Source organism: Nocardia suismassiliense (genome assembly GCF_900269665.1).
In the GTDB taxonomy this organism is placed as follows: domain Bacteria; phylum Actinomycetota; class Actinomycetes; order Mycobacteriales; family Mycobacteriaceae; genus Nocardia; species Nocardia suismassiliense.
In genome coordinates this window covers 5,981,039-6,007,770 of the sequence record NZ_LT985361.1, presented here as the reverse complement: position 1 = coordinate 6,007,770, position 26,732 = coordinate 5,981,039, and the positions used below count along the sequence as shown (strand labels likewise).

The window sequence follows — 26,732 nt, the reverse complement described above, 5'->3', positions numbered from 1 at the left end:
GACAGCCGACTGCCGGGTGATATGCCTGGTCGAGTCGCTCCCGGAGCCGCTTAACCTCGACGGCGAGCCATGCAACGACGAGCAATAACATACGAAGAACCATCCGACTCGCCATCACAGGCAGCTCACCGTTTTGAAGATGCGGACGTACCAGAACATTTTGCTCACCAGCCTTTCGTGAGATCAAGAAATACGTTGCAGAACAGACATTTTGGAAGCCGTACGGCTTCCGATGTGCGGGTGTCGAGCCTGTAATGCGCCAGCTGCCATGACAATCGGCAGCGGGCGCGTCGGCGGCGCATAGAACTCAGGTCGAGTAACAATCGCCTCCACACGCGGTGGTCGTGGCGGGGACGGCAGCCGCTCCTGATCGCGCCGTGACAAGAGCCTGAGGATTCCGAAGAACAGGCCATAAAATGTCGCCGTGATGGCGGAGGAAATCAGAACGGCGATCATCCCGTCACCTCCGCCAACATCTGCGCGATCGACTCGCGCGCCGGTTCCGTCCTCATGCCGGGCGAACCTGTTCGGGGGGACGCACGCCACGCCAGCCCAGCGGCAGTTGGACACGACCGGCGTCGAGGTCGTCGACGAGATCGGCGTAGCCTTCGATAACCTGCGCGAGGTGGAACCACGCTTCGTGCATGGTCTGCTCGACCTCAGATGCCTTGTGTAGCTCGCGAACACAGTGGCGCAACGTCCACGACACGTGGGCATAGGTGCGGGCAATGTGGCTGATGACCTCACCCAGTGAATGGGTGTGTCGGCGCCCTACCGGTGAGCGCGGCACGCTGAACGCAGCCCATGAATCGATCGCGGCCTCCACGCCAGCGATCTCGTCCAGCACCGCGAAAACGTCCACACCCTCGCGGTGGCCCTGATCCACGGTTGCTGGGATCAACGAAGCGTGTAGATCGCCAAGCTCGCGAGCACACCTGAGGAGGTCCGGTGCATCCCGCAGGTGACCAGCGAGAGCAGTCAACACCTGATCCCGCGATGGCAACGACTCAGTGTGCAGAACGGTGTAGCCGAAAACCGGCGAAACCGTCACCTCGAACAACGACGCGAGCGTCAGTGCAGTATCCATCACAATCGCACTCCGACCGACTCGAATCGCCTCGCGTATTCGCGGCCCAGCGTGCATCGCGTGATCGTGGGACGGTCCTGCGAGTACGGAACAGCGCTCGCGCACAATGCAGCGACGGCATCGCTGGATCGACCCCCGATCAGATCCATTACGAAATATCCAAACCACATTCGCTTATGTCCTTCGGGGCACGATGCCGGATTCGGCCCGGTAGGCTATGGGCTCATTTGACTGCCGATATCGGTCCGTTAGTGAGGTGTGCATGATGTGGGCTCCCTGCTGGCGGTTGGAGTACTCGGCGGCTCCGGATATGGCTGTCTTGCGCGAGAGTGAGCTGTGCGTATAACTGAGTTGAGTTCGAACTGGAAACGCCGGGTGCCCCTTCAGGCTTCGCCTAAAGGTCGGAAGCGGCTAGGCAACGAGTCGGCATTTTTCCGGCATTCCTTGGTCGCCGGCCGCCGCGCCCGGCGTAGCCTGACACCACTGTCAACCACACACTCAGCGGAGCCGCCGATGATCGGTGTCACCTGGACCGGCGTCGAAGTGTTGTGCCTGCAAGACGCGATGCTGCTTGGCACCGAAGATTTTGCCTACCGAATCGGATGCTCGCCGCGGTCAGTACGGGTATGGCTGTCGCAAGGGAGCCAGGCGCGGATCAGCCCGAGCAGCAAACGGCTTCTTGAGGACGCGTATCGCAAGCTGGACGATCGCGGGAAACAGCGATTCGAGAAGGCGCTCTATGACCGGGCGCATGAGGACAGCTCACTAGCCGCCTCCCGCGTCGGGCAAATCCTGCCCGCTCGACAGCACCGCGAAGGTGTGCTGTCGGAACTCGACGGCTTGCGCATGGCAGTCGACCAGACACTGACGAGGTGCAGCGTTACTCCTGCTGGCGTCGAGCTGATCGGAGAACGCGTAGCAGAACAGGTACGGACTTACACCACGATCGCGCCCAGCACAGCATTGGCCTCGATCACGCCAGACCTTCTGGAAGTCCAATCGATCGCGGCGGAGCGTCAACCCGCCGCCATTCAGGCACGCCTCTCAGAGGCAACCGCAGTACTGAGTCTGCTGACCGCCGACGCATTGATGAAGTTGGGCCAGATCCAGCGCGCGAACTACTGGTACGGCACAGCTCGCCTAGCCGCCGACGACAGTCCAAATCTTGAGCTACGCGCAGGCGTTCGGGCCCAGCACGCGATGCTGCCCTACTACTACGGTGATCTCGCGCATACCGTCACGTTGGCGCGGTCTGCGCAGGAACTGCTGCCCGACAGAGCGTGTGACGCGACCGCACTGGCTGCGGCCGCTGAGGCTCGTGCGCTTGCGCGATTAGGTGATGATCACGGCGCCGAGCGGGCGATGGCGAAAGCTCAGGCAATGACTGACGGCCTCGATGGTGCCAGCAGTGACGAAGCTTTTCGTTTCAGTTCCAAAAGGCTGCTGCTCTATTTGTCTGGAACACTGACTTACATGGGGCGCATCGCTCGAGCCCGCCGTGTCCAGGATGAGGCGCTACGGCTCTACAAGGCAACGCCGGCAGTCGTCATCGACCCAGCGCTGATCCAACTGGATGCTGCGGTGGGCTACGCGATGGACAGATCGGCCGAAGAGAGCTGCCAGCTGGCGTTGGCTGTCCTGGACTCGCTGCCTCCAGGGCACCGGACCCGCCTCGTGATAGCCCGCGCGACGGACGTTCTCGAAGCGCTACCGGCGAGAAGACGAGGACTGCCTGCAGCGGGTGCACTGCGAGAGCTAGTCACCGCGCAGTCGGAAGCGCAATGACACCTCAAGACGCCAAGTCTGCGCACCTGAGCGAATCAACATTCACTCCGGAAAACACTCGCAGAATTCTTGAGATAGCATGTCGCATAGCGGGTTTCGATATCTCCGCCGCTGAGGTGATCCGCCACCATACCAACGCCGTGTATCTCCTCAATACGGAACCGATCGTGGTGAAGATCGGCAGACCCGGTCATGACGGCCACATCGACGTAGTCGGCCTCGTGCGGTGGCTTCAACAGCAGGCTGTACCAAGTGTGTCTCTAGTGGACACCGAGCAGCCGCTCCTGATCGCAGGCTGCCCGGTCACCTTTTGGCGATACCTGGATCAGCAGGACGGGATCGTCAACGCGGCTGAGCTTGCCAACCCGCTCACCAAACTGCACTTGTGTCGGACAGCCGTACCAGTGACACTGCCCGCCCATCAGATTGTCTACACATTCAATGCGATCTCCGAGGCAATAGATACCAACACGATCCTGTCCGCCCAGGATCGCAGGCTGCTCCATGAACGACGAGAACAACTGGCAGAACGGACCGACGACATTCAGTGGGCGCTGCCTCCGGGGCTGATCCATGGCGATGCGCATCACCGAAATGCCCTGTGGGACGCATCGAATCGGCGCGCCGTACTAGCCGACTGGGAGAGCGCGGCAATTGGTCCACCTGAGTGGGACCTCACCACGCTTGAGGTCCATTGCCGACGGTTTGGTCACCCTGCCGACGAGTACGACCAGTTCGCCAGGTCGTACGGATTCGACATCCGCGATTGGTCGGGCTATCCGTGGTTACGTGACTTGCGAGAGCTACGCATGATCACCACCAATGCTCGAAAATCAGCACGGGACTCCTCCACTGCGGCTGAGGTTCTGCGGCGCATCGAAGCGCTGAAGGTGAATGCCGAGATCGTTTGGAACATCCTCTGAGATGAAGTATTTTTCGGGTCGTCATGCGATGGCATGGCCAAGCTGCAACTGTCCGCCACGCTGATCAGAGGCGGGGTGTGACTTGGGCTGGGGTTATGTCGCGTAGTCCGCGCCAGACCGGGTGGCGCAGGATGCCCTCGCGGGTCCATTCTGTGAAGCTCACTTCACCGACTAGTTCCGCGGCGGTCCACACCACGCCGGTGATGCCGGTGCCGTTGACGACTGGTGGCGTGTCTCGTTGCAGGGCAGTGAGTTTGATGTGCAGGTCGGCTAGTGCGAGGCGGGTGAATCCGGTTCCGACGTTACCGACCCAGACCAGCCTGCCTGCCGGGTCCGGGACGGCGACCAGCAGTGATCCGATGGTTCGGCTGCGGTTGCCGGTGCCGGGGCGCCAGCCGACCACGATCACCTCGGTGCTGAGTGCGTTTTTGACCTTGGTCCACAGTGGACTACGGCGCCCCGGCAGATAGCGGCCATCAAGGCGCTTGGCGACCAACCCCTCTAAACCCAGCTGCCGCGACATCTCGAGCAGATCGGCACCGGCGCCGGCCAGCCGCGGAGACACCCGCCAGTGCGAGCCCTGCACGCCGATCCGCTCGAGCAGTTCACGCCGTTGCAGATAACTCAGGTCGACCAGCGGCCGGTCGCCGATATGGAGCAAGTCGAAGATGACGAAGGTGACCGGTGTCGTGGCAGCCAGCGCGGTGATCGCGCGGCGGTTGCGCTGGTGCATGCGCGGTTGCAGGGCCTCGAAGGACGGGCGGCCGTCGACGAAGGCCACGATCTCGCCGTCGACCACGAACGGCGGATCCGCTGGTGCTAGCCCGGCGAGCTCGGGCCAGGCCGCGGTGATGTCGTTTCCGTTGCGCGAGATCAATCGCAGTGTGTCGGAAACGTATGCAGCAGCACGGATTCCGTCATATTTGACCTCGTAGGACCAGCCGGTATCGTCGCTGGGCAGCGTTCCTGGTGCTGCCAGCATGGCCGCATAGCGCGGCAGCCTGCTCACGCCCGTGTCGGTATAGCCGGTCCTTCCCGCCGTGTGGACTGGTGTTGGCGATCTAACGAATAGTACCGACTGGTTTAGTTTTTTCGGTGCAGGCGCAGCCCGGGTCGTCGTGGTCGGGCAGAGGGATCGGACCAAGTAAAGCCCTGGTTGAGCGCTGACTGTAGGGTCCTGAAAGTCGTAGCGGACCGCCAGCTGGTTGAACTGGCCTTTCTGGTTTTGCTCCCGCCGTGGCGGGCGTTGCCAGTCTCTATTCGCTGGCATTTCCTCACGCTTTATCCGTGATCACGACATCCCGCCACGAACCGCGCCTCCGCTCGTCAACCCTCGCGAGGTGATCGCTCGATATGCCGCCATTTCCGGAGATTCGTGAGCCGGTGCCGTTGCCCGTCAGCGTCGTGGCGCCCACACCACGCAGGTAAGGCCACATTTGCTGGCAAATTATCAGTCCACCGGGCCCCATTTTTCGACCTTGAGAAGATCCGGATACCCGAGATCTACGAGAGCCTTCGCGATCTGATTCGTGGGCACACCGGCGTAGAAGGGCGTATGGAGCCTGTCGTCGACCGTGTCTCCTTTGATCTCCAGAGTCCGCGTCACGATTCCCAGCACCCGCCCGTCCTGAGCGACGATCGGCCCCCCGCTGTTACCAGGTCTGGACGTCGCAGAAAACAGAAAATACTTGCATCCGAGCATGTCGCGGACACAAGGATTGACAACGCTGCCCTTGTGGACCACCAGCGGTGGTGGGTCGATCGCCATCGGCACCCGCGGATAGCCGAAGGTCCATGTATCGTCCTCCCACCCCGGACCGCGGAACGCCACACCTCCGACAGTCTTGATGGTCGCTTCGCCGCTGATTGGTTCGATCTCGACGACGGCGACATCGATGCTTTCGTGAGACCGAAAGTTCACAACACGTACAGATTGCTGCTCGGCGACTTCGACGTCGGTGTCAGGTGCGGCGGTTGCCGAAGTCTTCAACTCCCGATCGAGGGTCATCTCTTCCACGACATGCTTATTCGTTAATAGATGGCGCGCGTCGAGCAGAAGACCAGTGCCGATGGAGGCCTCGCCGTCGGCACTGATGCCGGTGATGGCGATGGTCGCCGCGCCGTAAGAGCGGATGATCAGTTCTGGGCCCAGGGCCCTCGCCAACCACAGAATGCCGTTCGACTGTGCTGCGGTCACGCCCAGACCCAAGACACTGAAGTTGCGAAACGGGGGATGCGACCCAGGCGCGCCTCGCAGCAGCCCGGCGCGTTCCATCGAGTCAGCTAGTGCGATGAACTGCGGAAAGCGAATCCCCAGATCCTCGTCGCCCCATTTTTCTTGCAGGTAGCCGATGAAATCCGCGAGCGACCGCGCCTCGGCCTCCCCGTCCGCATGCGGCGCCTCCCCCGGCGGTCCGAAGAACAGCAGCATCTCCCTCGCCACACGCCAACGCGCATATATTCCGAAAGGCTGATGCGGGTTCGGCGGGCCGGAGGTCATCCATCATCGGTATCAGACAAACAGTCACCGACTGCGTAGGTTCTCACTCTGCGCAGACGTGTCGTGCACTTGCCTGGCCCGGTGGCGGATCCGCCATGTCACTGCCCAAACGTTCTGAGATTCCGCCACGAGGTTTGAGAACCTACAGCCCCGACCCCTCATCGTCGAATCCGTCCCCGGACAAGGACGGACACTTGCACCGCCACGTGAAACCTAAGCCCTCTGTAATGCGTTCTCTAGGGCTCCTAAGCCTGTAGCACACAGTTGCATCTGCTGATTCGCAGGCTTGTTCTGCAACGGTTCTCTGGGGGTGTGCGACAGGATCAGCTGGGCTCGTCGGGCCAGGGCTTCCAGTTCGGCGGTCGTACGGCGGTGAAGTACGTCCCGTCCATCCACTGTTGCCACATCTGGCATTGGCTCAACAGGCCCTCGGGGGTGTATCGATCCCATGGGTCGGCGTCGAATTCGGAAGTGTCCATGCTTCTTTTGACGGGCTTGGCCGCGTCGGTGGTTCCCCTCGGCGGTGCAGCTGTCCGGAGTTGTCCGCTACCGCTCGATAAGCGGCATGACAGTGTAGGTCCTCAGAACGCGTGGCGGAATCTCGGAATGTGTGGCGGTGCCGTGGCAGATCCGCCGCGATTCTGAGATTTCCACTTTCTACAGGCCGATTTGTGTTCGGTTCGTCCGGCGATTAGAGGCCGCCAACTTGCCTGGCCAGCTACTGGTTGCTAGATATGAACGAACGTGCATGGGCGAGGAAGCTGAGGGTGTTGGTTTCGCCGAGGCTATTGTCCACTTCGCGGTAGATGGCGAGGGCGCGCTCGGACAGCGTGACAGCGGCCTCATAGTCGCGGGTGTTAAGTCGGACTTGAGCGAGGAAGCTGAGGCTGTCAGCTTCGTGGACGCGGTTGCCGATCTCACGGTAAAGGGTGAGGGCCTCCTGGAACATCCCGTTGGCAGCCTCGTAGTTGTGGGTGCCGAGTCGGATGAAGCCGAGGAGGTGGAGGGTGTGTGCCTCGCTGCGACGGTCGCCGATCTGGCGGTGGATGGTGAGGGCCTGCTGAGCTGGCTCGTTGGCAGCCTCAAAGCTGCCGGTGCTCAATCGGACGTGACCGAGGAGGACTAGGGCCTCGGCTTCGCCGTGTGGGTTGCCGATCTGACGATGGAGGGCGAGGGTTTGCGCGAGCAGTTCGTCGGCAGCCGCGTAATCGCCAGTGTCCACCCGGACTTGGCCGAGGAAGTTCAAGGTGCTGGCTTCGCCGTGTCGGTTGCCGATCTGACGATGGAGGGCGAGGGCCTGCTGGAGTAGTTCGTCGGCAGCCTCGTAATCGCCTGTGGCCCGTCGGATCCCGCCGAGGGCACCGAGGGATTCGGCTTCGCCGCGGCGGATGCCGGTCTTGCGATACAAGGAGAGGGCTTGCCGGTACAGTGTTTCGGCGGTCTCGTAGCCGCCGTTTGCCTCCAAGATCCGGCCGAGAAGGTTGAGGGCGTCGGCTGCCCCAACAAGGCTGCCGGTCCAGCGGTAACTGCCGGTCCGACGGTAGAGGGCGAGGGCTTGTTGTAACAGCTCGGCCGCGGGCCTGTGATCGTTGAGGGCCCATCGGACACGGCCGAGGTCAGCGAGGGAGTTGGCTTCGCCGAACTCGTTGCCGATCTTGCGGTGGAGGGTCAGGGCTTGCTGGAATAGCTCCTCGGCGGCCTCGTAGTCGTCGGTGCCCCACCGCATGCGGCCGATGTTGTTTAGAGCGTTGGCTTCGCCGAGTTGATCACCGAGACGGTGCGCGGCTTCAGCGGCGCGCTGGTGTAGTTGGACGGCGACGGGCCATGGCCCGTCCTCCATGAACAGAGGCGCCATGGCGGCGGTCAGTTCGACCATCCGGGCCGGATCCCTGTCGGAGCAATAGTCCAGGCAAGCCATCAGATTGGCCAGCTCGACGCGCATCCATGCCAACGCCCGAGGTCGAGCTGCAGAGCCCTCCCCATCGCTCTCCGGTGCAGTGGCCGCTGCACCATCGTCGGGGTCGGCACCCGGAGTAATCGGTTCCCATCGGTTCTCGGCGGTTGCGGTGTGCTGGTAGTAATTCAGCAGCCGCTCGATCGCGCCGGTGTTGTCGGCCGCCGGGTCTGTAGCCGCGAGGGCGTGGGCGAATTCGCGCAGCAGGTCGTGGAACCGGTACCGACCTCGTGCTGTTTCCTCAATAAGGTGATCGGTGTAGAGAGCCTCCAACTCCCGGCGGGCAGTAACAAGATCGACGTCAGCAAGTGCGGCTACTGCGTTCACCTCGAGTTCCGGGCCAGGGTGTAGACCCAGTCGCCGAAACAGCAGCTGCCGCGAGGTCGGGAGAGCCTGATAGGACAACTCGAACGCGGCCTGTATCCGTGGATCGCCGGGCGAATCCAGGGCGGCCAGCCGGTCGGCCGCCGCAGCCAATTGCTGAGCGTGCTGACTTATATCGGTGACCGTCCAGGCCGGATGATGGGCAATGTGTCCAGCTACCGGTCCGACCGCGAGCGGCAAGTACCCGCACACTGCGGCAATTCGTTCGGCTACCTCCCGCTCCCCGGCATGGCTCGGGTCGCGGTGAGCGAGGATGAGGAACATCTCTGCGGCTGCGGCGGGTCTGAGAACTTCCACTGCAATGGGCTGCATGTCCGGCAGGATCAGCCGGTGGCGGCTGGTAATCAACGTCAGACAACGAGGTCCACTGGGTAACAGCGGCTCTACCTGGTGACGGTCGGCGGCATCGTCGAGCACTACCAGTGCCGCCTTGCGGGCGGTGTGGTGGCGCCACAGATCCCGGCGCTCGATGAGCGTGTCAGGCACATCATGCGGATCTACACCGAGCCTCCACAGCAGCCTGCCCAACACATCAAGCGGACTCACCGATGTCTGGCCGGGAGTGTGAGCGTGGAGCTCGACGAAGTACCGGCCATCGGGAAACCGGCTGGCCAACTCGTGTGTGGCGCGGATGGCGAGGGCGGTCTTTCCGACCCCGGCCATGCCGTCGATCGCATGGATCGTCACCCCTCGCTCGTCCTGGGCGGCGGAGTCGAGGATGCGTTGCAGCTCGCGCTCACGGCCGACAAAGGTGCGCGGTGCCGGCGGAAGCCCCGCTGTGATCGGTTCACCGGCGACACCGATCGACGGGGGCGGTGCCACACTGTCGGTCCGCGTTCTGCGGTAGTTGTAGATCACCTGTGTGTTGTGATCACCGATCTGTACACCCTGCGCCGCCCGCGCATCCACCAACCGGTCGCGATTGAAACCGGTGTCGGACTGGTCGCGGGGACCACCTACCGAGGGACCCGTATCGTGATCGCCACTGGTCATCCGAAGCTGTTGTGCTGGATGCCGTGATCGCCTATCTGTACCCCTTGAGCATGCCGCAGATCAATCCTGCTGCGAGCGTCGTCGACCCGATCCGGCGGCAACCGCGACAACAAAACTTCTGCGGTCGATCGCAAGTCACGGTCCTCGGCCGACCGACGGCGCCGCAGCGTGTCTTCGAGGTCATCGATATTGCCGCCTGGTGCTGCCTCGTTCGCTTCTATCACCGCGACGGCCCCGGAATCGTCGTCACCACCGGTGAGTCGATTCCGCAACGCCATATACGTATCACGAACGGCCGCAGACGCGGCATCCTTACCTCCCGCGGCTGCCCCCGCGATCAACGCCGTCATGATGATGGTCAACGGATCCACGCACACTCCTCCCAAACACCGTGAGACACGGTAACACGACTAAGTGGATGCGGGCACCCCGATAAACTCGAATTACACTGCTGAACAACGCAATCGGGAGAATCTGTACAGCAATGGTTCCCGTGAAGTTGGCGAACAGCGAGCGGGCAAGTTCGAGCCACGACATGGCCCGTCCCCACAGAAGCAGGCCACACCGTGGCGGAGGTGATCGCCGAGGCGGCAGGCACCGACCTAGCCTTCGCCGCCGCAGGTCCGCCAGGCCATATCCGCGGTGACAACAGCGGCCCAATTAGCCTCAGCTGACGAAAAAAGCCTGGGTCCGAGTTCGAAGCCCAGGCCACGCCACCACGCCCAGCAGCTCGACGTTGGAGGTGACAACCGACGCGCGATCAACGCGCATTTACCACCACGAGGCTGCGCGACCGCCGCGAGTGAGGCCAAGCCACACCCTCCGAGACGTCCTCTGTGAGGAAATGCCACCGATTTGAGACCTACGATGTCGACCCGGTCGTGAGACGTTCGAAGAAGCTACGGATCAGGCCATCGGTTGGTGCCACGAATTTTGAGAACCTACACGTGGACGCGGGGTCGCGATTCGGGCACCGCCCGCACTTGTTCGAGAGGTTGCCAGCGTGTAGATGACGACGACTCCGCCTAGCAGTTGAGATGACCAGCTTGTCCTGAGCGCGGGCTAAAGTTAGGCGCAGAGTTCGGCGGAGCTAAACCGACAACCACGGGCAGAGTGCTGGCTCGAACCCTCAGCATGATCCTTCACGGCGGAGACTTGTTGTGCGACTCGGTGCCAGCGGGAGACGATGAGCGTTCCTGTAGTCGAGTGGATGGGAGCGCTTCGGTGCAACACCTTGAGCTGTCCTCGATAGACGGGATCAAATTGGATGCCGTAGTGCACCGCGCTCCGGTCGCGTCTACGAGAGGTGTTGCGGTGTTGGTGCATGGCATCACGGTGGACATGAATGAGGGCGGGGGGATGTTTGTTCGGTTGGCTGATCGGCTGGTGGACGCGGGATTCAATGTCGTGCGGTTCTCCTTCCGGGGCCACGGGTCGAGCGGTGGTACCCAGGAGGGGATAACGATCGCGGGGGAGTGCCTGGACCTACAGGCCGCGGTGGCTGCGGCGCAGGACCGTTTCCCGGGCCAGCGATTGTCGATCGTGGCGGCGAGTTTCGGGGCGGTCTCTGTGGCTTTGTCGCTGTCGTGGCTGGTTGGTTTGCACCGTCTTGCTTTGTGGAATCCAGTGCTGGATCTGTCTCACACATTCCTTGTGCCCGAGTTGGCATGGGGGAGACAAAATTTCGGACCCGAGCAGCAAAAATTATTGCAGGACAAAGGATTTCTGCTCGTTGACGGGGAGTTCAGGTTGGGTCGCGTTCTGTTTGCAGAGTTCGAGCGCTACCGTCCGGTCGATGACCTCCTCTCCGCCCAGGTGGCAGCGCTGGTGGTGCACGGTGATCGCGACGAGTCGGTGTCCTACGACATTGCCGCCGGATTCGCGCGGTCCCGCCCGGATACGACGTTCCATACGGTCGCCGGTTCGGATCATGGGTTCGACTCGCGGGAACGGGAAGATGAGGCGATCGGGGTAACGGTCGGCTGGTTGTCCGAGCAGTATGCGGTGGAGGTGTGAAGGTCGGTGATCTGTACGCGCCGGTTCGTATGGCGGAGTCGGCGGTAGTTGGCGAGCATTGTGTGCTGGGTTATCCGAAGGAGGCTCGGATCCGGCAGGCGCAGCAGGGGCATTACTCGGTTGGTGAGCCCGTCGTGATCGGCGACCGGTGTCTGCTGTTCAACCAGGTCGTAATCCACGAGGGCACTGCGGTCGGTGCGGACTGTGTGGTGGAGGACCGATCGCGGATCGGCTACGGATGTGTGATCGGCGCACGGACGCGGCTGGTACACGGTGCCTATCTCTGTGACCGCGTCCAGGTGGGCGACGATGCGTGTGTGGCCGGCTTCGTTTGCGACGCTACGACGATTGGCGATCGATCGACGGTGATGGGCGATCTTGTGCACGAGTACACACGCCCAGACCTTGGCTGGTGGGGGATCGACGAGCCGTCGCCGGTTATCGAAGCGGACTCGGTCGTCGGATTCGGTGCCCGCGTGGTCGGAGGGGTGCGGATCGGGCCGTGCAGCTACGTCGCGGCCGGTGCGGTGGTGACCAAAGACGTTGCGCCCGAACACGTTGTCACCGGGATCAACACGCATACGCCGATCGACCAATGGACCGGGGAGCGATTAAGGGCATTGATCGGGTGCTGGAAGTCACGGACGGCTCCGTGAGGCGTGATCTGGTTAGACGAAGTCGGAATCTTCGGTATCGCTGCCAGCTTCGTCCTTCGGGCGTTGGGCGCCCAGAGGTGGGTCGAACGCAAGCGCGGTGAGCTGGACCGGGAAACGGGCTCGAAGATCCGGGCGTGGATGCGGGAGGTAGAGCGCGGGCAAGAATTCATCGATCGGGATGATCGCTTCTGCGAGGCCAGCGGCTAGTACGGTGAAGACAGCTGACCGGGTCAGCAGATACGCGAAGCTGCAGTGGCTGTACCCGGCGCGGACCAGCCCTGGCACCGGAGTCGGTTGATCGGGTTCCAGGGGGAACCGCCCGAGGTAGAGCAGATCGAACTCCACCGCGTGCCGGTCGAGGTTGTCAATCCCGGCCAGTAGTTTGCTGAGAAGGTTCGGGCCAGGAACCGCGTCATCTTCGAGCACCAGGACATATGGTGTATCGGTGTGGTCGGCGGCGTGGGCCCAGCATGCCAGATGCGCGAGGGTGCAACCGATTTCGCCATATTTGAGAGGTCTGTTCCACCACGGGTTGTCGGAATCGATCTGCCAATCGAACAGTTTGAATCCGCGAGCTCGCAGACCGGTGAGCGTTAGCTCGTGGCCGTCGAAGACTATGTCCCAGTCCGAGGTGTAGGTGAGCGGTAGGCCGGTGGGTAGGCGCTGCTGGATCCACGCCCGACGGTCATCTCGCCGCGGTAGATTCACGATGTAAGTCGCGATATCGCCAGGATCGATCACTCGGCGCACGCTGCGGGATGGTCGCTGCAGACATAGCGTTTGGAGTTATCGATGACCACTCGGAATCGCTCGCCGGTTGGTCGTGACAGCAGCAGCAAGGGATCGACAGCGGTGAGATCTGCGACGTCGGTGATGCCGCCGACGCGTCGGGCTTCGGTTACCAGGACGAAGTCATCGTTACCTATGCGGTCGGTGAGGTAGCCGGCATTGGCGGCGCCTCGCCCCGGATCGAGCACACAGCGCGCCGCACCGAGGACACCGAGAGTCAGGCAGCCGCCAAGGAGAAATACCGTCGTGCCCTGCACCGTGAGGCGGGTAAGCACCGCGAGGTCCTCGATCAGCTCATGATCCGCGGTCCAGCGCGGCGCCATGGTGAGGTCGTCGAGTTCAGGGACGACGAGCGGATCGTCCTCCCCCAAGGGGTGCGAATCGAACCGGAACGGCAACTGCGGCAGGAACTTCCGGTAGGTCGCGTTCCATGGTGGTCCACCGATCACCACCAGTATGTCGGCTTGGGTGTCGTAGTGTTCGGAGGGGGCGAAGTCGCGCACGACCACCGTCGGTGCCAGCTGCGCGAGGCGGGTTCGCACGAAGATAAGAGTGTCCAAGTCGGCGAACTTTGCGTACCGCAGGTAGTTGCGATCAGAAGGTGATGCATAGTCGGGGCGCTCGTCGTCGGGGATCTCCGAACAGACGATGTCGACTCGTGTGCCTGGCTCCAGCTTCCAGAAGTCGCACACAGCCCCTACGAGCTCACCATGCGCAAGCGCGCGCTGCGGAGCCGCGACATTGTGCATCGTGTTTGCGGCAGGCTGGACCGGGTCGGCGATCAGAAGGTAGGCGAGGGTGTCAAGGGCGCGAGCGGCATGGCGCCGGACGGTTTTGGTGGCGCACTTCTGGTGGCTTGCCAGTGATTCCTGCCGCTCGGTGAGAGTGGCGAAGCGGTGTTCGGGTATGAGGTTGAAATCCACTTGGGCATAGAGGCGTTCATGGTCGGCCAGCTGGTCGATCGCGGTCCCGATCGCCTTAGCCAGCACCGCGATCTGGGCGGCGGAATCGGGCTCGCAGTCGTGCCCCCGGCACAGATACGTTCGCACCGACTCATCGAGCGCGCTCAGCAGCGTGGTGGGCCGCGCGAGGCCTTGGCCTTGGCGCAGCTTGATCAGGCACTCCTTGACTTGGTCCACCGACGGAGCAGAGGTGAGTGCCATCTGTCCACGATATGTCCACCGGGCACACCAGCGACATCGGATATTGCCGACAGCGTGCGCCGGGGTGTCCAGAAACTGTCCACTCCGCACCTGAGATGTCCACGAACACGGCAGGTAGACGGGATGGTTCGGCCGTGTTCGGCGGTGAAGACTCGAATGGTACAAGCGACCCGAATGCGTTCGAAGGGAGAACAAGTCATGGCACAACAGATCGTCGTCGCAGACGCCGAAGAGTACGAAGCGCCCGAGGTGGAGACCAAGGAAATCATCAGCCGTCAGTGCAACTGATCAACCCCGGGTCGGGCGGGTGCGAGTTACAGCAAGTTCTCGCGTCCGTCTCGCCTCGGCCCGCGCTATTCGAGGAGATCTGATGTTGATCCTGTACGTCGGAGACCTGCACTTTTCCGGCTGGTCCATGCGTGGCCGAATCATCCTGCGGGAGAAGCAGATCTCCTTCGAAGAGCGGCGGATCGAACTGGATTGGCCGACTACCGAAACACCCGAGGGCGTCCTGACGGTCGGTGACGTCATCGAGGAACGTGAAGCACATATCGGCTGCCAATGCGCGTTCACCGACCTGCAGGTACTCGATACCGAGGGACTGCTCGCGGGTTCCGTGGCGGAGCTGCTACCGCGCGTGCCGATCCTGGTCGACACCGACACCCGCGCCATCGCTGCCGACGTGGTCTCCATTGCCGAGTACCTCGACGACATCGCTTCAGCTTCTGGCGCCGCGCTGACGGGGTCAACCGCGGCGCAACGCGCCAGAATCCGGACTCTGAGTGCATGGGCCTCACACGATCTGTCGCTTTTGATCGATGATGCGCCGTACGCGAAATCTATACGCCCGCAACCACCCTCGGAGCTCAATGCGGGCGCGGTCGAACAAGCCCGCTGGGTATGCGACACCGTGGCCGCGCTCCTCGGCAACAGCGGCGGCCCGTTCGTGGTCGGCGACTTCAGCCTCGTCGACGTTCTGCTCTCGACGTGCTTTCAGCAGATCACCGGCCTCGGAATCGGCATCGCCGATCGCCGGGTCGCTGAGTACGCCCATCGGCTGCTGCAACGCCCCTCTGTCCGAGACCATCTGGACGAGGCCACAGCCATCTACCGCGTGATCGACGCAGCCGAGTTCGGTAGCCCGCAGTGGATCCTGCGCCACTACCGCTACAACCGCGAGCTGAAGCTGCTGCACGACTGGCAAACCGACACCTGCGTCCGTGTCCGCAACACGACCGCAGAACGAATCATCGACCTCGCCTACGCCGGATACGACCTCGACGCGATCGCGGCATCCCTCGCCGGCGAGTACCGGGTGCCGCTGAATCGAGCCACCGCCGACGTACACAGCCTGCTGGAACGACTCACCCCGGCAAAAGCGCGAAGGGCAGCATGATGACCACAGCGTTCGACAGCCTTCCCGCCACACTGCGCTACCGCCACGACCTCGGCCTGCTCTTCCATCCGCGGTCGGGAACCTTCCATCGGCTCCGCAACTCAGTAGCCAAACAGATGGTGTCCCAGATCTTTTCCGGTGCAGACCGGCAAACGGTGATCGACAGCATCAGCGGCCACTTCCGAGCCAACCCCGAGATTGTCGGCGCGGACCTCGACGCCCTCGTTGCCAACCTCACCAACGCCTCACCCCCGTCGAGCCGCCCCGGAGGATCACTCCATGAGATCGATAAGGGATTCGACGCTCCGTTAGGCTTCCCGCTGCGCCTGGAGATCGAGCTGACCGCGGTCTGCAACTGGAACTGCGGGTTCTGCTACAACGTCTGGAAGATCGACCCCACGATGTCGGATCGCGATGTCCGCCGCGCCGTCCGCGAGCTGCCCGAGAAACACATACCCACCGACCTGGCCACGACGATCCTGGACGAGTGCGCCGCACAGGGGTGCTTCGTCATCCGCTACAGCGGTGGCGAGACCCTGCTACACCCGGACGCGATGGACATCTTCGAGCACGGCGGCAGACTCGGCCTCTACCAGGTCATCTTCACCAACGGCCACTTCATCACTGCCGAACGCGCCGCCCGCCTCGCCGCAGCCAACGTGCGATGCGCTCTGGTGTCCATTCACGGTGACCGAGACCAACACAACCAACTCACCGGCCACCCCCGCGCCTACGACAAAGCCATCACAGCGATGCAACTGCTGCAAGACGCTGGTATCAACGTCGTCGCGGAACTCACCCTGGTCAAGGACAACATCCCCGGCGCGCTCGATGTCATCCGCGACGTGCACCGTATCGGCGTGCGCGAGTTCGGTGTGATGCGCTACGTGCCCACCGGACGCAACGACGACCAGTACGGGGTGCCGGTGTCGGTGACCCTGCCGTTGATGCGTCAGATCGACCAATTGACCGCCGCCGAATGCGCCGGCATGAGCGTGGCCTGGCCTTGTGCGCAAAAGCTGTGCACCAGCGACACGGACATGCCGCTGCACGCCGATGATCCAACCCTGGCGTTGCGGTCCTCACAAATCGTCGGTCACTGCGAATCCGGGATGGTCTGGGGCAGCGTCAGTTACGACGGTCGGCTCCGCAACTGCCCGCACAGCAACGTCTACTTCGGACGTCTCGCCGAGCACCGAGTCGCCGAGCTGTGGCCAAATCTGACTGAGCGAGTCCATGCCGCAGTCAGGACCCGCGACACCTGCGCGGGCTGCGTGGTCGCCGAGGCGTGCCGCGGCGGCTGTCATCTGCCGAGTTTCTTCACCTCTAAGCAGGTCACGGGGTTGGGCTTACCGAGTGTGGGTGCCGCCTCGACGACTGGGAAAGGCCGATAGGATCGCGCGATGGCCCCCGACGAATCCTTCCGCACAGCGGCGCGCGCGTCGCTGTCCATGCAAGAAGCGATCCTGCGTCTCCAGAACTATTGGGCCGGTCACGGTTGCGTGATCGCGCAGCCGTACAACACCGAAGTCGGTGCGGGAACGATGAATCCAGCCACTCTGCTCAGCGTGCTGGGTCCGGAGCCATGGCGGGTCGCCTACGTCGAACCCTCCGTCCGTCCCGACGACAGCCGTTACGGTGAGAATCCGAACCGTCTGCAAACCCACACCCAGTTCCAGGTCATTCTCAAACCCGAACCCGGCAATCCTCAAGAGCTCTACCTCGACTCACTGGCCTCCCTCGGCATCGACCTGCACGCACACGACGTGCGGTTCGTCGAAGACAACTGGGCACAACCCGCAATCGGCGCTTGGGGATTGGGCTGGGAAGTCTGGCTCGACGGCATGGAGATCACCCAGTTCACCTACTTCCAGCAGGTCGGCGGCCAGACCCTCGACCCTGTCCCGGTGGAGATCACCTACGGACTCGAACGCATCCTCATGGGTATGCAGAAGGTCACCCACTTCAAAGACCTGCTGTACGCACCCGGTGTCACCTACGGTGAATTCCTCGGGCAATCGGAATACGAGATGTCGCGCTACTACCTCGACGACGCCGACGTCGACGCCACCCGCACTCTGCTCGATATCTACTCACGCGAAGCCGACCATCTGATCGAACGACGGCTGCCGATTCCCGCACACAGCTTCGTTCTCAAGTCCTCGCACGCCTTCAACGTCCTCGATGCCCGCGGCGCGATCTCAACCACCGAGCGCGCCAAGTGGTTTCAGACCATGCGCAATCAATCCCGCTCGGTCGCCGAACTGTGGATCGAGCTGCGCGCCGAGGCCGGGCACCCCCGCGGCATCTACCAGCACCCCCACCCAGCCACTTCGACGGTCGACCCTGCCTCGCTCCCGGCGCACGGTGGGCAGCTGGTGTTCGAGATCGGTGTCGAAGAGCTGCCTCCCCATGTCGTCGACTCAGCTGCAACGGCCGTCGAGCATGAGCTGATGCGGTTGCTCGGTGAATCCAGCCTGCGCTGCGGCACGATCCGGGTCGATGCCACTCCGCGTCGAATCGCGGTGCGTATCAACGACGTCGCTGACCGCGAGCCCGATAGCGTCCAGGTCCGTCGCGGCCCCAAGGTGGCTGCCGCCTACACCGACGACGGGCGGGCTACCCGTGCGCTGGAAGGGTTTCTCAACGCGCAGAACGCGACAGAGACCGACCTGACCCGCGTTGAAGTCAACGGCACCGAGCACGTCGCGATCGAGAGCATCCGTCCCGGCCGCACCGCACCCGAGCTCCTGACCGCCGTGCTCTCACAAGTCGTGACCGGGTTGCACTCGGACAAGAACATGCGCTGGAACGACCCCGACCTCAGCTTCAGCCGCCCCATCCGCTGGCTGCTCGCCCTCCTCGACGCCACGGTGCTGCCTGTCACCGCCGGAGTTCTGGAAGCCGGCCGAATCACCCGCACTCACCGCCAAGCAGTGCAACCCGAGATCAGCATCAGCCACGCAAACGACTACGGCGACGCCATACGCAGCGAAGGGATCCTCCTCGATCGGCGTGACCGCCAAGCCGCCGTAGCCCACGCCGCAACCACGCTGGCGGATCAGGTCGGCGGGATCATCGACATCTCCACCGAACAGGCGCTCATCGAGGAGATCACCAACCTGGTCGAGACCCCCGCCGGCATCCTCGGGTACTTCGACGAGAAGTACCTGGCCTTGCCTGCCGAAATCTTGACTACCGTCATGCGTAAACACCAGCGCTACATCGCCGTTCGCGCACGCGACGGTTCCCTGCTGCCGATGTTCGTGACCCTCGCCAACGGAGCCTGCGACCTCGAAGTGGTGCGCGACGGGAATGAGAAAGTACTCCGCGCCCGCTTCGAGGACGCCTCCTTCTTCTGGAGTGCTGATCTGCGCACCCCACCCGAGCAGTTCCGGACCAAACTCACCGAACTCACCTTCGAACAGCGACTCGGCTCGGTAGCCGAGCGCGCTGACCGCATCGCCAAGATCAGCCAGCAGCTTGCACAGCGAATCACCTTGTCCACCAACGAGACCGCAACGCTGTTGCGGGCGGGTCAGCTGGCGAAGTTTGACCTGGCCACTCAGATGGTGATCGAGATGACCTCGCTCGCCGGCACCATGGCACGCGAGTACGCGCTCAAAGCCGGAGAACCGACCGAGGTGGCGGATGCGCTATTGGACACCGAACTGCCCCGCCACCAAGCCGATCGACTCCCCACCACACTGCCCGGTGCCTTGCTGGCGCTGGGGGACCGCTATGACCTGCTGGTCGCAATGCTCGCAGTCGGTGCCAAGCTCACCGGAACCTCGGATCCCTACGGGCTGCGCCGCGCCGCGCTCGGCATCGTCCGCATCCTTCGTGACCGGCCCGAACTCGAAAACCTCACTTACCGAGACGGACTCACCGCCGCAGTCGGGTGCCTGCGTGATCAAGGAATCACCGTCTCCGAAGACGTTCTCGACACCGCCGAACAGCTACTCATTACGCGATACGAACAACGACTGCGCGATTCGAACATTGTCCCCGCGCTCATCGACGCGGTCCGCCCTTCCGCACACACCCCGCGGCGAGCCGACCAGCTGCGCATTGAGATCGACCAAGCCCGCAGGGAACACGGACTGCAATTCGCCGAACTCGTGGAAGGACTCCAACGGATCGTCCGTATCTTGCCCCTAGGGACAACAGCCTCCGTGGACCCTGCGGCTCTCACCGCTCCCGCTGAGCGACAGCTGATCGATGTAGTAGACGGCCTCGCCCGCGGCGGTGATGATCGTTCGCTGGTGAGCTGGATCAGCCGAGCGACACCGCTCGCCGGAGCCCTCCGTGTGTTCTTCGACAACATCCTTGTGATGGACAATGACTCGTCGGTTCGGTCGGCGCGTCTCGGCCTCCTCGCGAGCGTCCTCGATGCAGCGCCTAGGGGAATCGACTGGAAAGCTGTCCATCTTCTGCGTGCTGACACCACCGACACCGGTGTCGGCTCGAAGGTTTCGAGCACACGCGGTTAACCATTGCTAACACCTAGGAAGGGCGGAACAAACCGATCGAAAACCTGGAAATCATGAGGTAAACGACCAGGTCAAGAAGTGTGCTCCCCACGCACGCGGGGATGATCCGGACCAGCGACCGAGGAACGTGGCCAGGTACTCGTGCTCCCCACGCACGCGGGGATGATCCGCTCTACCGGCGTGAGGTGTCGGTGCGCGGGAGGTGCTCCCCACGCACGCGGGGATGATCCTTACATGTATCGGAGATATGGAAACCGCTTGCCGTGCTCCCCACGCACGCGGGGATGATCCTTCGACCAAGACCTTGCGAAGGCCAAACGCGAAGTGCTCCCCACGCACGCGGGGATGATCCGGCGAGCACGGCAAGTTTTACCCCAAGCATTGAGTGCTCCCCACGCACGCGGGGATGATCCGCAATTCTCTGACGCCGACGAGACCTTTAACAAGTGCTCCCCACGCACGCGGGGATGATCCCCCGAGTTGTTGAATGGAACCCGGTTCGCGATGGTGCTCCCCACGCACGCGGGGATGATCCGCCCTGGACAGCGGCGGCAAACGACCCCTGCGCGTGCTCCCCACGCACGCGGGGATGATCCGTCGGCTGCCGCGGAGGTCGGCAATTTGAGGGCGCGCTCCCCACGCACGCGGGGATGATCCCAGTGACAGGGAGGTAGGGCTGTGACGAATCCGGTGCTCCCCACGCACGCGGGGATGATCCGCGCACCAAATTCAGCGTCGAGACCGTCGCGAAGTGCTCCCCACGCACGCGGGGATGATCCGCCAGTGACGGCGCACTGACCAGGGCGGCGGCGGTGCTCCCCACGCACGCGGGGATGATCCCTGTATTTGGAATCTCTGATGACAATCCATGTCGTGCTCCCCACGCACGCGGGGATGTTCTGCGGATTGGCTTTCAGATCCAGATTCGTCAGTGCTCCCGTGCACGTGGGGATGACCCCCCAAGGACGACCGGCTGTGCAACGAACGTGACGAGTGTTGCCGCGCCTGCTGGGAGATGTGTTGCCCGTGATTGATGCCGATGTTAGAGGCATGGTCCGCTGCATGAAGGTTATTGGTGACGGGAGCGCCCGACTGTGGAGCTCGCTGGGTGAGGTGAGCTTCAGCGGTGCGAGGTAGGGCTGGGTTGGTTGTACCGCGTTGCTGTGCGTGGTGGTGGTTGGTACGTCGGGCAGGAGAACCGGTCGGTTGGTCATTTCGATGTTTCTGTTGTGGCTTGCTAGAAGTGCGCTTGCACAGTTTGTTTCGCGAGTACTGTTGCCGGAAGTCGTTGAGCTTCTGGGCATTCCGGAGGCGCCGCGAACTTGTCGGTGGGGGGTGAGACAGTGTTGGGCATTCCCGGAATTTCGGGGCGGATTCTTTCGTAAGGGGTCGGTCTTTGGTGTTGAGCGAGGCTGCTCGATCGGTGTGGGCGAAGTCGCCGAATGCTGCTGGTGAGTGGCTGCCGCTGTGGCAGCACATGGATGATTCTGCGGATGTTGCCTGTCATCTGTTCGACCACTGGCTCGCACCGGGTGTTGTCGAGCTGTTGGTGAAGGAGCTAGGTGGTGACTGCGAGGCGGCGCGGTGCGCGATACGGTTCTTGGCGGGGGTTCATGATCTCGGAAAAGCCACGCCTGCCTTCGCAATTCAACACGAGGGACTCGCTCAGCGGATGCGCGAGCATGGTTTGTATATGCCTCTCAACCGGCGTGAAATGGCTGACCGGCAGTTGGCTCATCATACGGTGGCAGGGCATCATCTGCTGATCGGCTGGCTGGTGGAAAGAGGATGGTCTCGACGGTGGGCAGCCGCGTGGGGAGTGGTTCTCGGGGGCCACCACGGAGCGCCGCCCGATGAGGACGATCGGCTGCTGCCGCAAAGCTATCCGCACCTGTTCGGCGAAGGCAAGTGGGTGCAGGTTCAGCGAGAACTGTTGTGCCGCATGGCCGAACGTTCGGAGGTGCTGAACTACCTCGACGGTTGGCGTGAGTTGAGGCTGTCGGTGCGGTTCCAAGTTCTGGTGACGGGGATCGTCATCGTCTCGGATTGGATCGCCAGCAACGAGGAGCTGTTGCCGTTCCATACCGGAGAACTGCCGGAGGCGGTGATCGACCCCCAACGATCGAGTCGTGCCTTGGCGGCTCTGGCTCTGCCTGTGCCGTGGATCCCCTCGGTGATACCGGATGAGGTGTCGGACGTTTTCGCGACGCGATTCTCGTTGCCGCCGGGCGCGAGAGTGCGGCCGGTTCAGGTCGCCGCGTGCGATGTTGCTAGGGCGATGAGTGAGCCGGGGCTGCTGATCATCGAGGCACCGATGGGGGAGGGGAAGACCGAAGCGGCCCTGGCCGCAGCGGAGATCATGGCGCAACGGTGGGGTGCAGGCGGGCTGCTGGTGGCGCTGCCCACGCAAGCAACCAGTGACGCGATGTTCGCTCGCGTCGTCGATTGGCTTGACCGTTTGGGCGATGACGGTCAGCAGGTAGGTGGATCGATCACCCTCGGGCACGGCAAAGCCAGGCTGAACCGACTGTTCCAAGGACTCGTACGGGACGGGAGAACTGGTCACGCAGAGATCGACTGCGACTCGGGTATCGGTAGTAAAAGTGTCGCCCACCATGCGGTTACAGCACACGCGTGGTTGTCAGGCCGAAAAAAGGCTCAGTTGGCGAACTTCTCGGTGGGGACCATCGACCAGCTGCTGTTCGCGGCATTGAAGTCTCGGCATTTGATGCTTCGGCACCTGGGGCTGGCCGGCAAGGTCGTCGTGCTGGATGAAGTGCACGCCTACGACGCTTACATGAATTCCTACCTGACGAAGGTACTGACCTGGTTGGGCACCTATCGGGTTCCAGTGATTGCATTGTCGGCAACGTTGCCCGCTGATCGTCGCCAGGAGCTGATGGCGGCGTACCGGCGCGGTTGTCATCGCACTGCTCCGCCACCCATGAGTGATGTCGAGGGCTATCCGATCCTGTCGTGGACAACAGGTGCCGCGGTGCGGCACCGCCGGATCGAGTCTTCGGGCCGGAGCACCTCGGTGCAGGTGTGTTCGCTTGGCGGGAAGGTCGATGACGATGCGGCCGATTTGGTTGCGCTGCTGGAGGACAAGCTGTCCGGCGGGGGCTGTGCACTGGTCATCCGGAACACCGTCCGCCGTGTACTGGCCACAGCCGCCGAACTGGAACGTCACTTTCCCGGTGACGTGACTGTGGTACATGCACGGTTCATCGCCGCGGATCGGATGCGCAAGGACATTGAGCTTCTCGATAGCTTCGGGTCACTCGATCGGGCTCAGCAAAGGCCCGCCCGGCATATCGTTGTCGCCTCACAAGTGGTCGAACAATCGCTGGATATCGACTTCGACCTGCTGGTCACTGATCTGGCCCCTATCGACTTGGTCCTGCAGAGAATGGGCCGGTTGCACCGCCACCAACGCGGCGAAAACCAGGTTGAGAGGCCACCCAAACTTCGAACCGCGCAGACTTACATCGCCGGTGTGGAGTTCACTGCGGGAGTACCCGAGCTGGAACCCGCAGCGGCACGGCATGTCTATGGTGAGCATCCACTGCTGCGTGCGGCCGCAGTTCTCCTCCCACATCTAGGTCATGTAATTCGTCTGCCCGACGACATCGCACCATTGGTTCAGCACGCATACGGCCTTGAGCAGGCAGGGCCGGAGTCGTGGCAGGACGCAATGAATGCTGCGCGTCAGAGCTGGCTGGACCGATGCGCACTGCGCGCGGCGAATGCGGAGAAGTTTCAACTCAAAGAGCCTGCGCGGCCTGGCAACTCGATCGTCGGCTGGATTGCAGCAGATGTCGGCGAAACCGAGGATCATTCTCAAGGACAAGGGCAGGTCCGCGACGGTGCTCCCAGCCTCGAGGTAATCGTGGTCCAGCAACACACTGATGCTGATTGGTTCACCCCCTCATGGCTGGCGGAAGATCACGGCAACCGCCGAGTGCCTCGTGAATCGACACCGTCAGATCAGCTGGCCCAGATCATGGCTACATGCTCGCTGCGGCTGCCACTCGAGTTCAGCACCGAACGGGCAGAGAGCGAACTGTGGGCTGCAACCCCGGAACAGTGGGAATTTTCGCCATTGATCTACCGCCTTCCGGTCTTAGTGCTCGATCAGGACGGTTTCGGTGAGATCGCCGGTCGAGGTGTGCACTACACCCCAGATTCGGGACTGCGGATATTGGCTGCCGAGGAAGCCAACCCTCATAGCGCCGTCGATTCATCGAGAGAAGCGGGTATCCACTCATGAATGGCCCAAATAGGCAGGGATTCAACTTGCTCGACGAGCCTTGGATACTCGCGCTCGGAGTCGATGGTCGCGAGCGGAGGCTGTCGATACTCGAATTGTTGGAGCAGGCAAGGGATCTGACGACGATCGGTGGGGAGGTGTCGACACAGGGGTTCGCGATCACGCGGATGCTACTGGCGCTTATGCATCGAGCGATCGATGGGCCGACCGATGCAGATCAGTGGCACGATCTGTGGGCCGCGGAGGCACTGCCGCTGGATCGTGTTCGCGCTTATGTTGATCCGCTTCGTCATCGGTTCGACCTGTTCGACGCCGAGGCCCCGTTTTTCCAGGTCGCCGGGTTGCACACGGCGAAGCAGGAGGTGTCGGGGCTGGAAAAGCTCGTCGCGGACGTGCCGAACGGGCAGCCGTTTTTCACCGCTCGGTCTGCAGCGAGTCTTCGCCGGATCGAGGCGGCGGAGGCGGCGCGCTGGCTAGTGCACGCGCATGCGTTCGATCCGTCGGGGATCAAGTCCGGAGCCGTCGGCGACAACACAGTCAAGAACGGGAAAGGGTATCCGATCGGCACCGGCTGGTCGGGCCAGATCGGAGGAGTGCTGCCGCAGGGCGAGACTCTGCGGGAGACTCTGCTGCTGAACATCGTTGCCTACGAAGACAACCCGTACGTCACCATCGGCGGTGCGGGTGACGTTCCGCCATGGGAGCGCGATCCGGATACACCAGCGGGGAAGGAGCGCCCGCCGCACGGTGCGATCGATCTGTATACGTGGCAGACGCGTCGTATCCGCCTGGTAGGCGACCACACAGGGGTTACAGGGGTCGTGCTGGCCAACGGGGACAGGATCGTTCCGCAGAACCGCAACGACATGGATCCGCACACGTGCTGGCGATACAGCGAACCGCAGTCGAAGAAGCATAAGACCGTGGTCTATATGCCGTTGACCCATGACCCAGAGCGCTCGGTATGGCGGGGTATCGGCGCGATGCTACCCACGGTTTCGGGTCGCCCGACGGCCCGAGGCGCGGATCCGCAACCGCGACTGGCGCCAGGGATCTTGCAGTGGATCGGCAGTCTGGGATCGAAAGACCTGCTGCCGGAACGGTATACGCCACGGGTGCGGATCATGGGAGCGGAATACGGGGCGCAGAGCGCCACGTTCGCCGAGATCGTCGAGGACCTGCTGCCGCTGCCGGTGATCCTGTTGCGCCAGGACAAACCGGCCGCGGGTCAGACAGCGACGAATGCCGTCGACGACGCCGAGCATGCGGCGTTCGCGGTATGGAGCTTCGCCGAGAACATCGCCCAAGCCGCTGGCGCCGCACCGAAATCAGGTGCTGGCGACCGTGCTCGCGAGCAGTTATATGCGGCGCTGGACGCCCGTTACCGACAATGGTTGACGTCGCTAACCCCCGGCGCCGATCTCGGTGAAGCGCGGACGCAGTGGCAACACACCGTCCGTGACGCCACATACCCCATTGTCGCGGAACTGGTCTCGGCCGCACCCCCCGCCGCCTGGGTGGGGCGGCAGGTTCGAGGGCAGTTGGCCAACGTGTCCCGCGCCGAGTTGTGGCTCAGGTCCGCGCTACGAAAAGCATTACCCCTCACCGATACCCGGCCCAACGACTCGACACCAGAGAAGATGGTGATTGCGTGAGCACAGTCGACAACGAAGAACAAGCGCCGGCGAAACCCACTCAGCGACGCCTAGGCCCACTTGGCGCGGCTTTGGAATGGCGGCTGAACCGGCTCCAAGAGGAGTACTTGCGCCGATCGCCGGTCGCACGAGCGGAGCTGGCCAAACTGCGTCGCGGCCTGGGTAAGTCGGCAGGCGATGTCCCTGAGATCTGGGATTCGACGATTGCCGCCGTGCCGACAGCGCTGCGCGGAACCGATAGCGCCGATGACTTCGGGCCCAGTGTCGCTGAACAGGCCGCACACTCGGTGCTGACGTTGTTCGCTGCACACCAGCAATCGATGACGGTGCGAGCCCACGTCGCGGCGGTCTCGTTCGGGCGGGCAGTGGGGATACTGGCGCAGGCAGAGGGCCGAAGCGCCGAGGCTGTGACCCGTCGATTCATGGCGGTGGCCACGGCGCAGTCCATCGATGAGGTGCTGATGCACATTCGTGGTCTGGTGACGCAATTACGTACAGCCAAACAGGGATTCGACTACGCCCGCCTCGCTGACGACCTCGTCGGCCTGCTCACTCCCGGCCGTGCCCAGCGCGTGCGTCTGGCCTGGGGCCGCGAGTTCTACCGCACGCCTGCACCCAGTGACGCCGAACCAGAGCCGGCCCAATAGTAACTATCGAAAAGGACACGA

At 62.9% G+C, this 26,732-nt stretch carries 19 protein-coding genes and 1 CRISPR repeat array; of the genes, 11 read left to right on the top strand and 8 right to left on the bottom strand.

Features of this window, described 5'->3' with window-relative positions:
* Positions 1 to 183: 183 nt before the first annotated feature.
* Together DBO33_RS43075 and DBO33_RS26530 are read right to left on the bottom strand one after the other, a co-directional pair.
* Positions 184 to 456, bottom strand: coding sequence for a hypothetical protein (locus DBO33_RS43075; RefSeq protein WP_159080544.1), 273 nt, complete (start codon positions 454 to 456; stop codon positions 184 to 186).
* Between the two features lie 52 nt (positions 457 to 508).
* Positions 509 to 1,087, bottom strand: a complete 579-nt coding sequence (locus DBO33_RS26530; protein ID WP_107657501.1) for a hypothetical protein — start codon at positions 1,085 to 1,087, stop codon at positions 509 to 511.
* A gap of 513 nt (positions 1,088 to 1,600) precedes the next feature.
* Between DBO33_RS26530 and DBO33_RS26525 the strand changes: the two genes are divergently transcribed.
* Both DBO33_RS26525 and DBO33_RS26520 read left to right on the top strand, forming a co-directional pair.
* Complete coding sequence (locus DBO33_RS26525; RefSeq protein WP_107657500.1) at positions 1,601 to 2,872, top strand: hypothetical protein; 1,272 nt, start codon at positions 1,601 to 1,603, stop codon at positions 2,870 to 2,872.
* Positions 2,869 to 3,795, top strand: coding sequence for an aminoglycoside phosphotransferase family protein (locus tag DBO33_RS26520; protein WP_107657499.1), 927 nt, complete (start codon positions 2,869 to 2,871; stop codon positions 3,793 to 3,795). Before DBO33_RS26525 ends, DBO33_RS26520 begins: the two co-directional genes overlap by 4 nt.
* 64 nt (positions 3,796 to 3,859) lie before the next feature.
* On the opposite strand, the gene ligD is transcribed toward DBO33_RS26520, so the two are convergent.
* From ligD to DBO33_RS26505, 4 genes are all read right to left on the bottom strand, one after another.
* On the bottom strand, positions 3,860 to 4,804 hold the full coding sequence (ligD, locus tag DBO33_RS26515; RefSeq protein WP_234391050.1) for a non-homologous end-joining DNA ligase: 945 nt from the start codon (positions 4,802 to 4,804) through the stop codon (positions 3,860 to 3,862).
* Positions 4,805 to 5,245: 441 nt separating this feature from the next.
* Positions 5,246 to 6,295, bottom strand: coding sequence for a S1 family peptidase (locus tag DBO33_RS26510; RefSeq protein ID WP_107657497.1), 1,050 nt, complete (start codon positions 6,293 to 6,295; stop codon positions 5,246 to 5,248).
* Between the two features lie 323 nt (positions 6,296 to 6,618).
* Positions 6,619 to 6,774, bottom strand: a complete 156-nt coding sequence (locus DBO33_RS43070) for a hypothetical protein (RefSeq protein ID WP_159080543.1) — start codon at positions 6,772 to 6,774, stop codon at positions 6,619 to 6,621.
* A gap of 239 nt (positions 6,775 to 7,013) precedes the next feature.
* Positions 7,014 to 9,626 (bottom strand): ATP-binding protein, encoded by a 2,613-nt coding sequence (locus DBO33_RS26505; protein WP_107657496.1) that lies wholly within the window; start codon positions 9,624 to 9,626, stop codon positions 7,014 to 7,016.
* Positions 9,627 to 9,649: 23 nt separating this feature from the next.
* Here DBO33_RS26505 and DBO33_RS43065 point away from each other — a divergent pair, with 23 nt between their 5' ends.
* The 3 genes from DBO33_RS43065 to DBO33_RS26490 all read left to right on the top strand — a co-directional run bounded on the left by DBO33_RS43065 (position 9,650) and on the right by DBO33_RS26490 (position 12,298).
* Positions 9,650 to 10,021 carry a hypothetical protein gene (locus tag DBO33_RS43065; RefSeq protein WP_159080542.1) on the top strand — a complete coding sequence of 124 codons (372 nt, stop codon included), beginning with the start codon at positions 9,650 to 9,652 and terminating at the stop codon, positions 10,019 to 10,021.
* A 775-nt stretch (positions 10,022 to 10,796) separates the two neighbouring features.
* On the top strand, positions 10,797 to 11,642 hold the full coding sequence (locus DBO33_RS26495) for an alpha/beta hydrolase family protein (protein WP_325050806.1): 846 nt from the start codon (positions 10,797 to 10,799) through the stop codon (positions 11,640 to 11,642).
* Positions 11,643 to 11,671: 29 nt separating this feature from the next.
* A complete protein-coding gene (locus DBO33_RS26490) occupies positions 11,672 to 12,298 on the top strand; it encodes a DapH/DapD/GlmU-related protein (RefSeq protein ID WP_234391048.1) in 627 nt (208 codons plus the stop codon).
* Between the two features lie 12 nt (positions 12,299 to 12,310).
* Here the strand turns inward: DBO33_RS26490 and DBO33_RS26485 are convergent, their stop codons facing one another.
* Both DBO33_RS26485 and DBO33_RS26480 read right to left on the bottom strand, forming a co-directional pair.
* Positions 12,311 to 13,039 carry a glycosyltransferase family 25 protein gene (locus tag DBO33_RS26485; protein WP_107657492.1) on the bottom strand — a complete coding sequence of 243 codons (729 nt, stop codon included), beginning with the start codon at positions 13,037 to 13,039 and terminating at the stop codon, positions 12,311 to 12,313.
* Positions 13,036 to 14,250, bottom strand: coding sequence for a hypothetical protein (locus DBO33_RS26480; RefSeq protein WP_107657491.1), 1,215 nt, complete (start codon positions 14,248 to 14,250; stop codon positions 13,036 to 13,038). The genes DBO33_RS26485 and DBO33_RS26480 overlap by 4 nt, the downstream gene beginning before the upstream one ends.
* 370 nt (positions 14,251 to 14,620) lie before the next feature.
* On the opposite strand from DBO33_RS26480, the gene DBO33_RS26475 reads away from it, so the two are divergent.
* From DBO33_RS26475 to casB, 6 genes are all read left to right on the top strand, one after another.
* On the top strand, positions 14,621 to 15,646 hold the full coding sequence (locus tag DBO33_RS26475; RefSeq protein WP_107657490.1) for a glutathione S-transferase family protein: 1,026 nt from the start codon (positions 14,621 to 14,623) through the stop codon (positions 15,644 to 15,646).
* Positions 15,646 to 17,040 (top strand): radical SAM/SPASM domain-containing protein, encoded by a 1,395-nt coding sequence (locus DBO33_RS26470; RefSeq protein WP_107657489.1) that lies wholly within the window; start codon positions 15,646 to 15,648, stop codon positions 17,038 to 17,040. Before DBO33_RS26475 ends, DBO33_RS26470 begins: the two co-directional genes overlap by 1 nt.
* A gap of 9 nt (positions 17,041 to 17,049) precedes the next feature.
* The gene (locus DBO33_RS26465; protein ID WP_107657488.1) at positions 17,050 to 20,139 is read left to right on the top strand and encodes a glycine--tRNA ligase; all 3,090 of its coding nucleotides are present in this window, start codon (positions 17,050 to 17,052) and stop codon (positions 20,137 to 20,139) included.
* Positions 20,140 to 20,219: 80 nt separating this feature from the next.
* A CRISPR array of direct repeats spans positions 20,220 to 21,040; the repeat unit is 28 nt; unit sequence GTGCTCCCCACGCACGCGGGGATGATCC.
* A gap of 498 nt (positions 21,041 to 21,538) precedes the next feature.
* On the top strand, positions 21,539 to 24,409 hold the full coding sequence (cas3, locus tag DBO33_RS26460) for a CRISPR-associated helicase Cas3' (RefSeq protein WP_234391403.1): 2,871 nt from the start codon (positions 21,539 to 21,541) through the stop codon (positions 24,407 to 24,409).
* Between the two features lie 26 nt (positions 24,410 to 24,435).
* On the top strand, positions 24,436 to 26,064 hold the full coding sequence (gene casA, locus DBO33_RS26455) for a type I-E CRISPR-associated protein Cse1/CasA (protein WP_234391047.1): 1,629 nt from the start codon (positions 24,436 to 24,438) through the stop codon (positions 26,062 to 26,064).
* Complete coding sequence (gene casB / locus DBO33_RS26450; protein ID WP_107657486.1) at positions 26,061 to 26,711, top strand: type I-E CRISPR-associated protein Cse2/CasB; 651 nt, start codon at positions 26,061 to 26,063, stop codon at positions 26,709 to 26,711. The genes casA and casB overlap by 4 nt, the downstream gene beginning before the upstream one ends.
* The last annotated feature ends 21 nt before the right edge of the window (positions 26,712 to 26,732 follow it).

Excerpts from the sequence above, each read along its gene's own strand:
- DBO33_RS26470 (WP_107657489.1), top strand. The coding sequence starts at position 15,646 with ATGACCACAGCGTTCGACAGCCTTCCCGCCACACTGCGCTACCGCCAC.
- DBO33_RS43070 (WP_159080543.1), bottom strand. The coding sequence starts at position 6,774 with ATGGACACTTCCGAATTCGACGCCGACCCATGGGATCGATACACCCCC.
- DBO33_RS26520 (WP_107657499.1), top strand. The coding sequence starts at position 2,869 with ATGACACCTCAAGACGCCAAGTCTGCGCACCTGAGCGAATCAACATTC.
- DBO33_RS26525 (WP_107657500.1), top strand. The coding sequence starts at position 1,601 with ATGATCGGTGTCACCTGGACCGGCGTCGAAGTGTTGTGCCTGCAAGAC.
- DBO33_RS26530 (WP_107657501.1), bottom strand. The coding sequence starts at position 1,087 with ATGGATACTGCACTGACGCTCGCGTCGTTGTTCGAGGTGACGGTTTCG.
- DBO33_RS43075 (WP_159080544.1), bottom strand. The coding sequence starts at position 456 with ATGATCGCCGTTCTGATTTCCTCCGCCATCACGGCGACATTTTATGGC.
- DBO33_RS26465 (WP_107657488.1), top strand. The coding sequence starts at position 17,050 with ATGGCCCCCGACGAATCCTTCCGCACAGCGGCGCGCGCGTCGCTGTCC.
- DBO33_RS26475 (WP_107657490.1), top strand. The coding sequence starts at position 14,621 with ATGTTGATCCTGTACGTCGGAGACCTGCACTTTTCCGGCTGGTCCATG.
- DBO33_RS26510 (WP_107657497.1), bottom strand. The coding sequence starts at position 6,295 with ATGACCTCCGGCCCGCCGAACCCGCATCAGCCTTTCGGAATATATGCG.
- DBO33_RS26490 (WP_234391048.1), top strand. The coding sequence starts at position 11,672 with ATGGCGGAGTCGGCGGTAGTTGGCGAGCATTGTGTGCTGGGTTATCCG.
- DBO33_RS26480 (WP_107657491.1), bottom strand. The coding sequence starts at position 14,250 with ATGGCACTCACCTCTGCTCCGTCGGTGGACCAAGTCAAGGAGTGCCTG.
- DBO33_RS26505 (WP_107657496.1), bottom strand. The coding sequence starts at position 9,626 with ATGACCAGTGGCGATCACGATACGGGTCCCTCGGTAGGTGGTCCCCGC.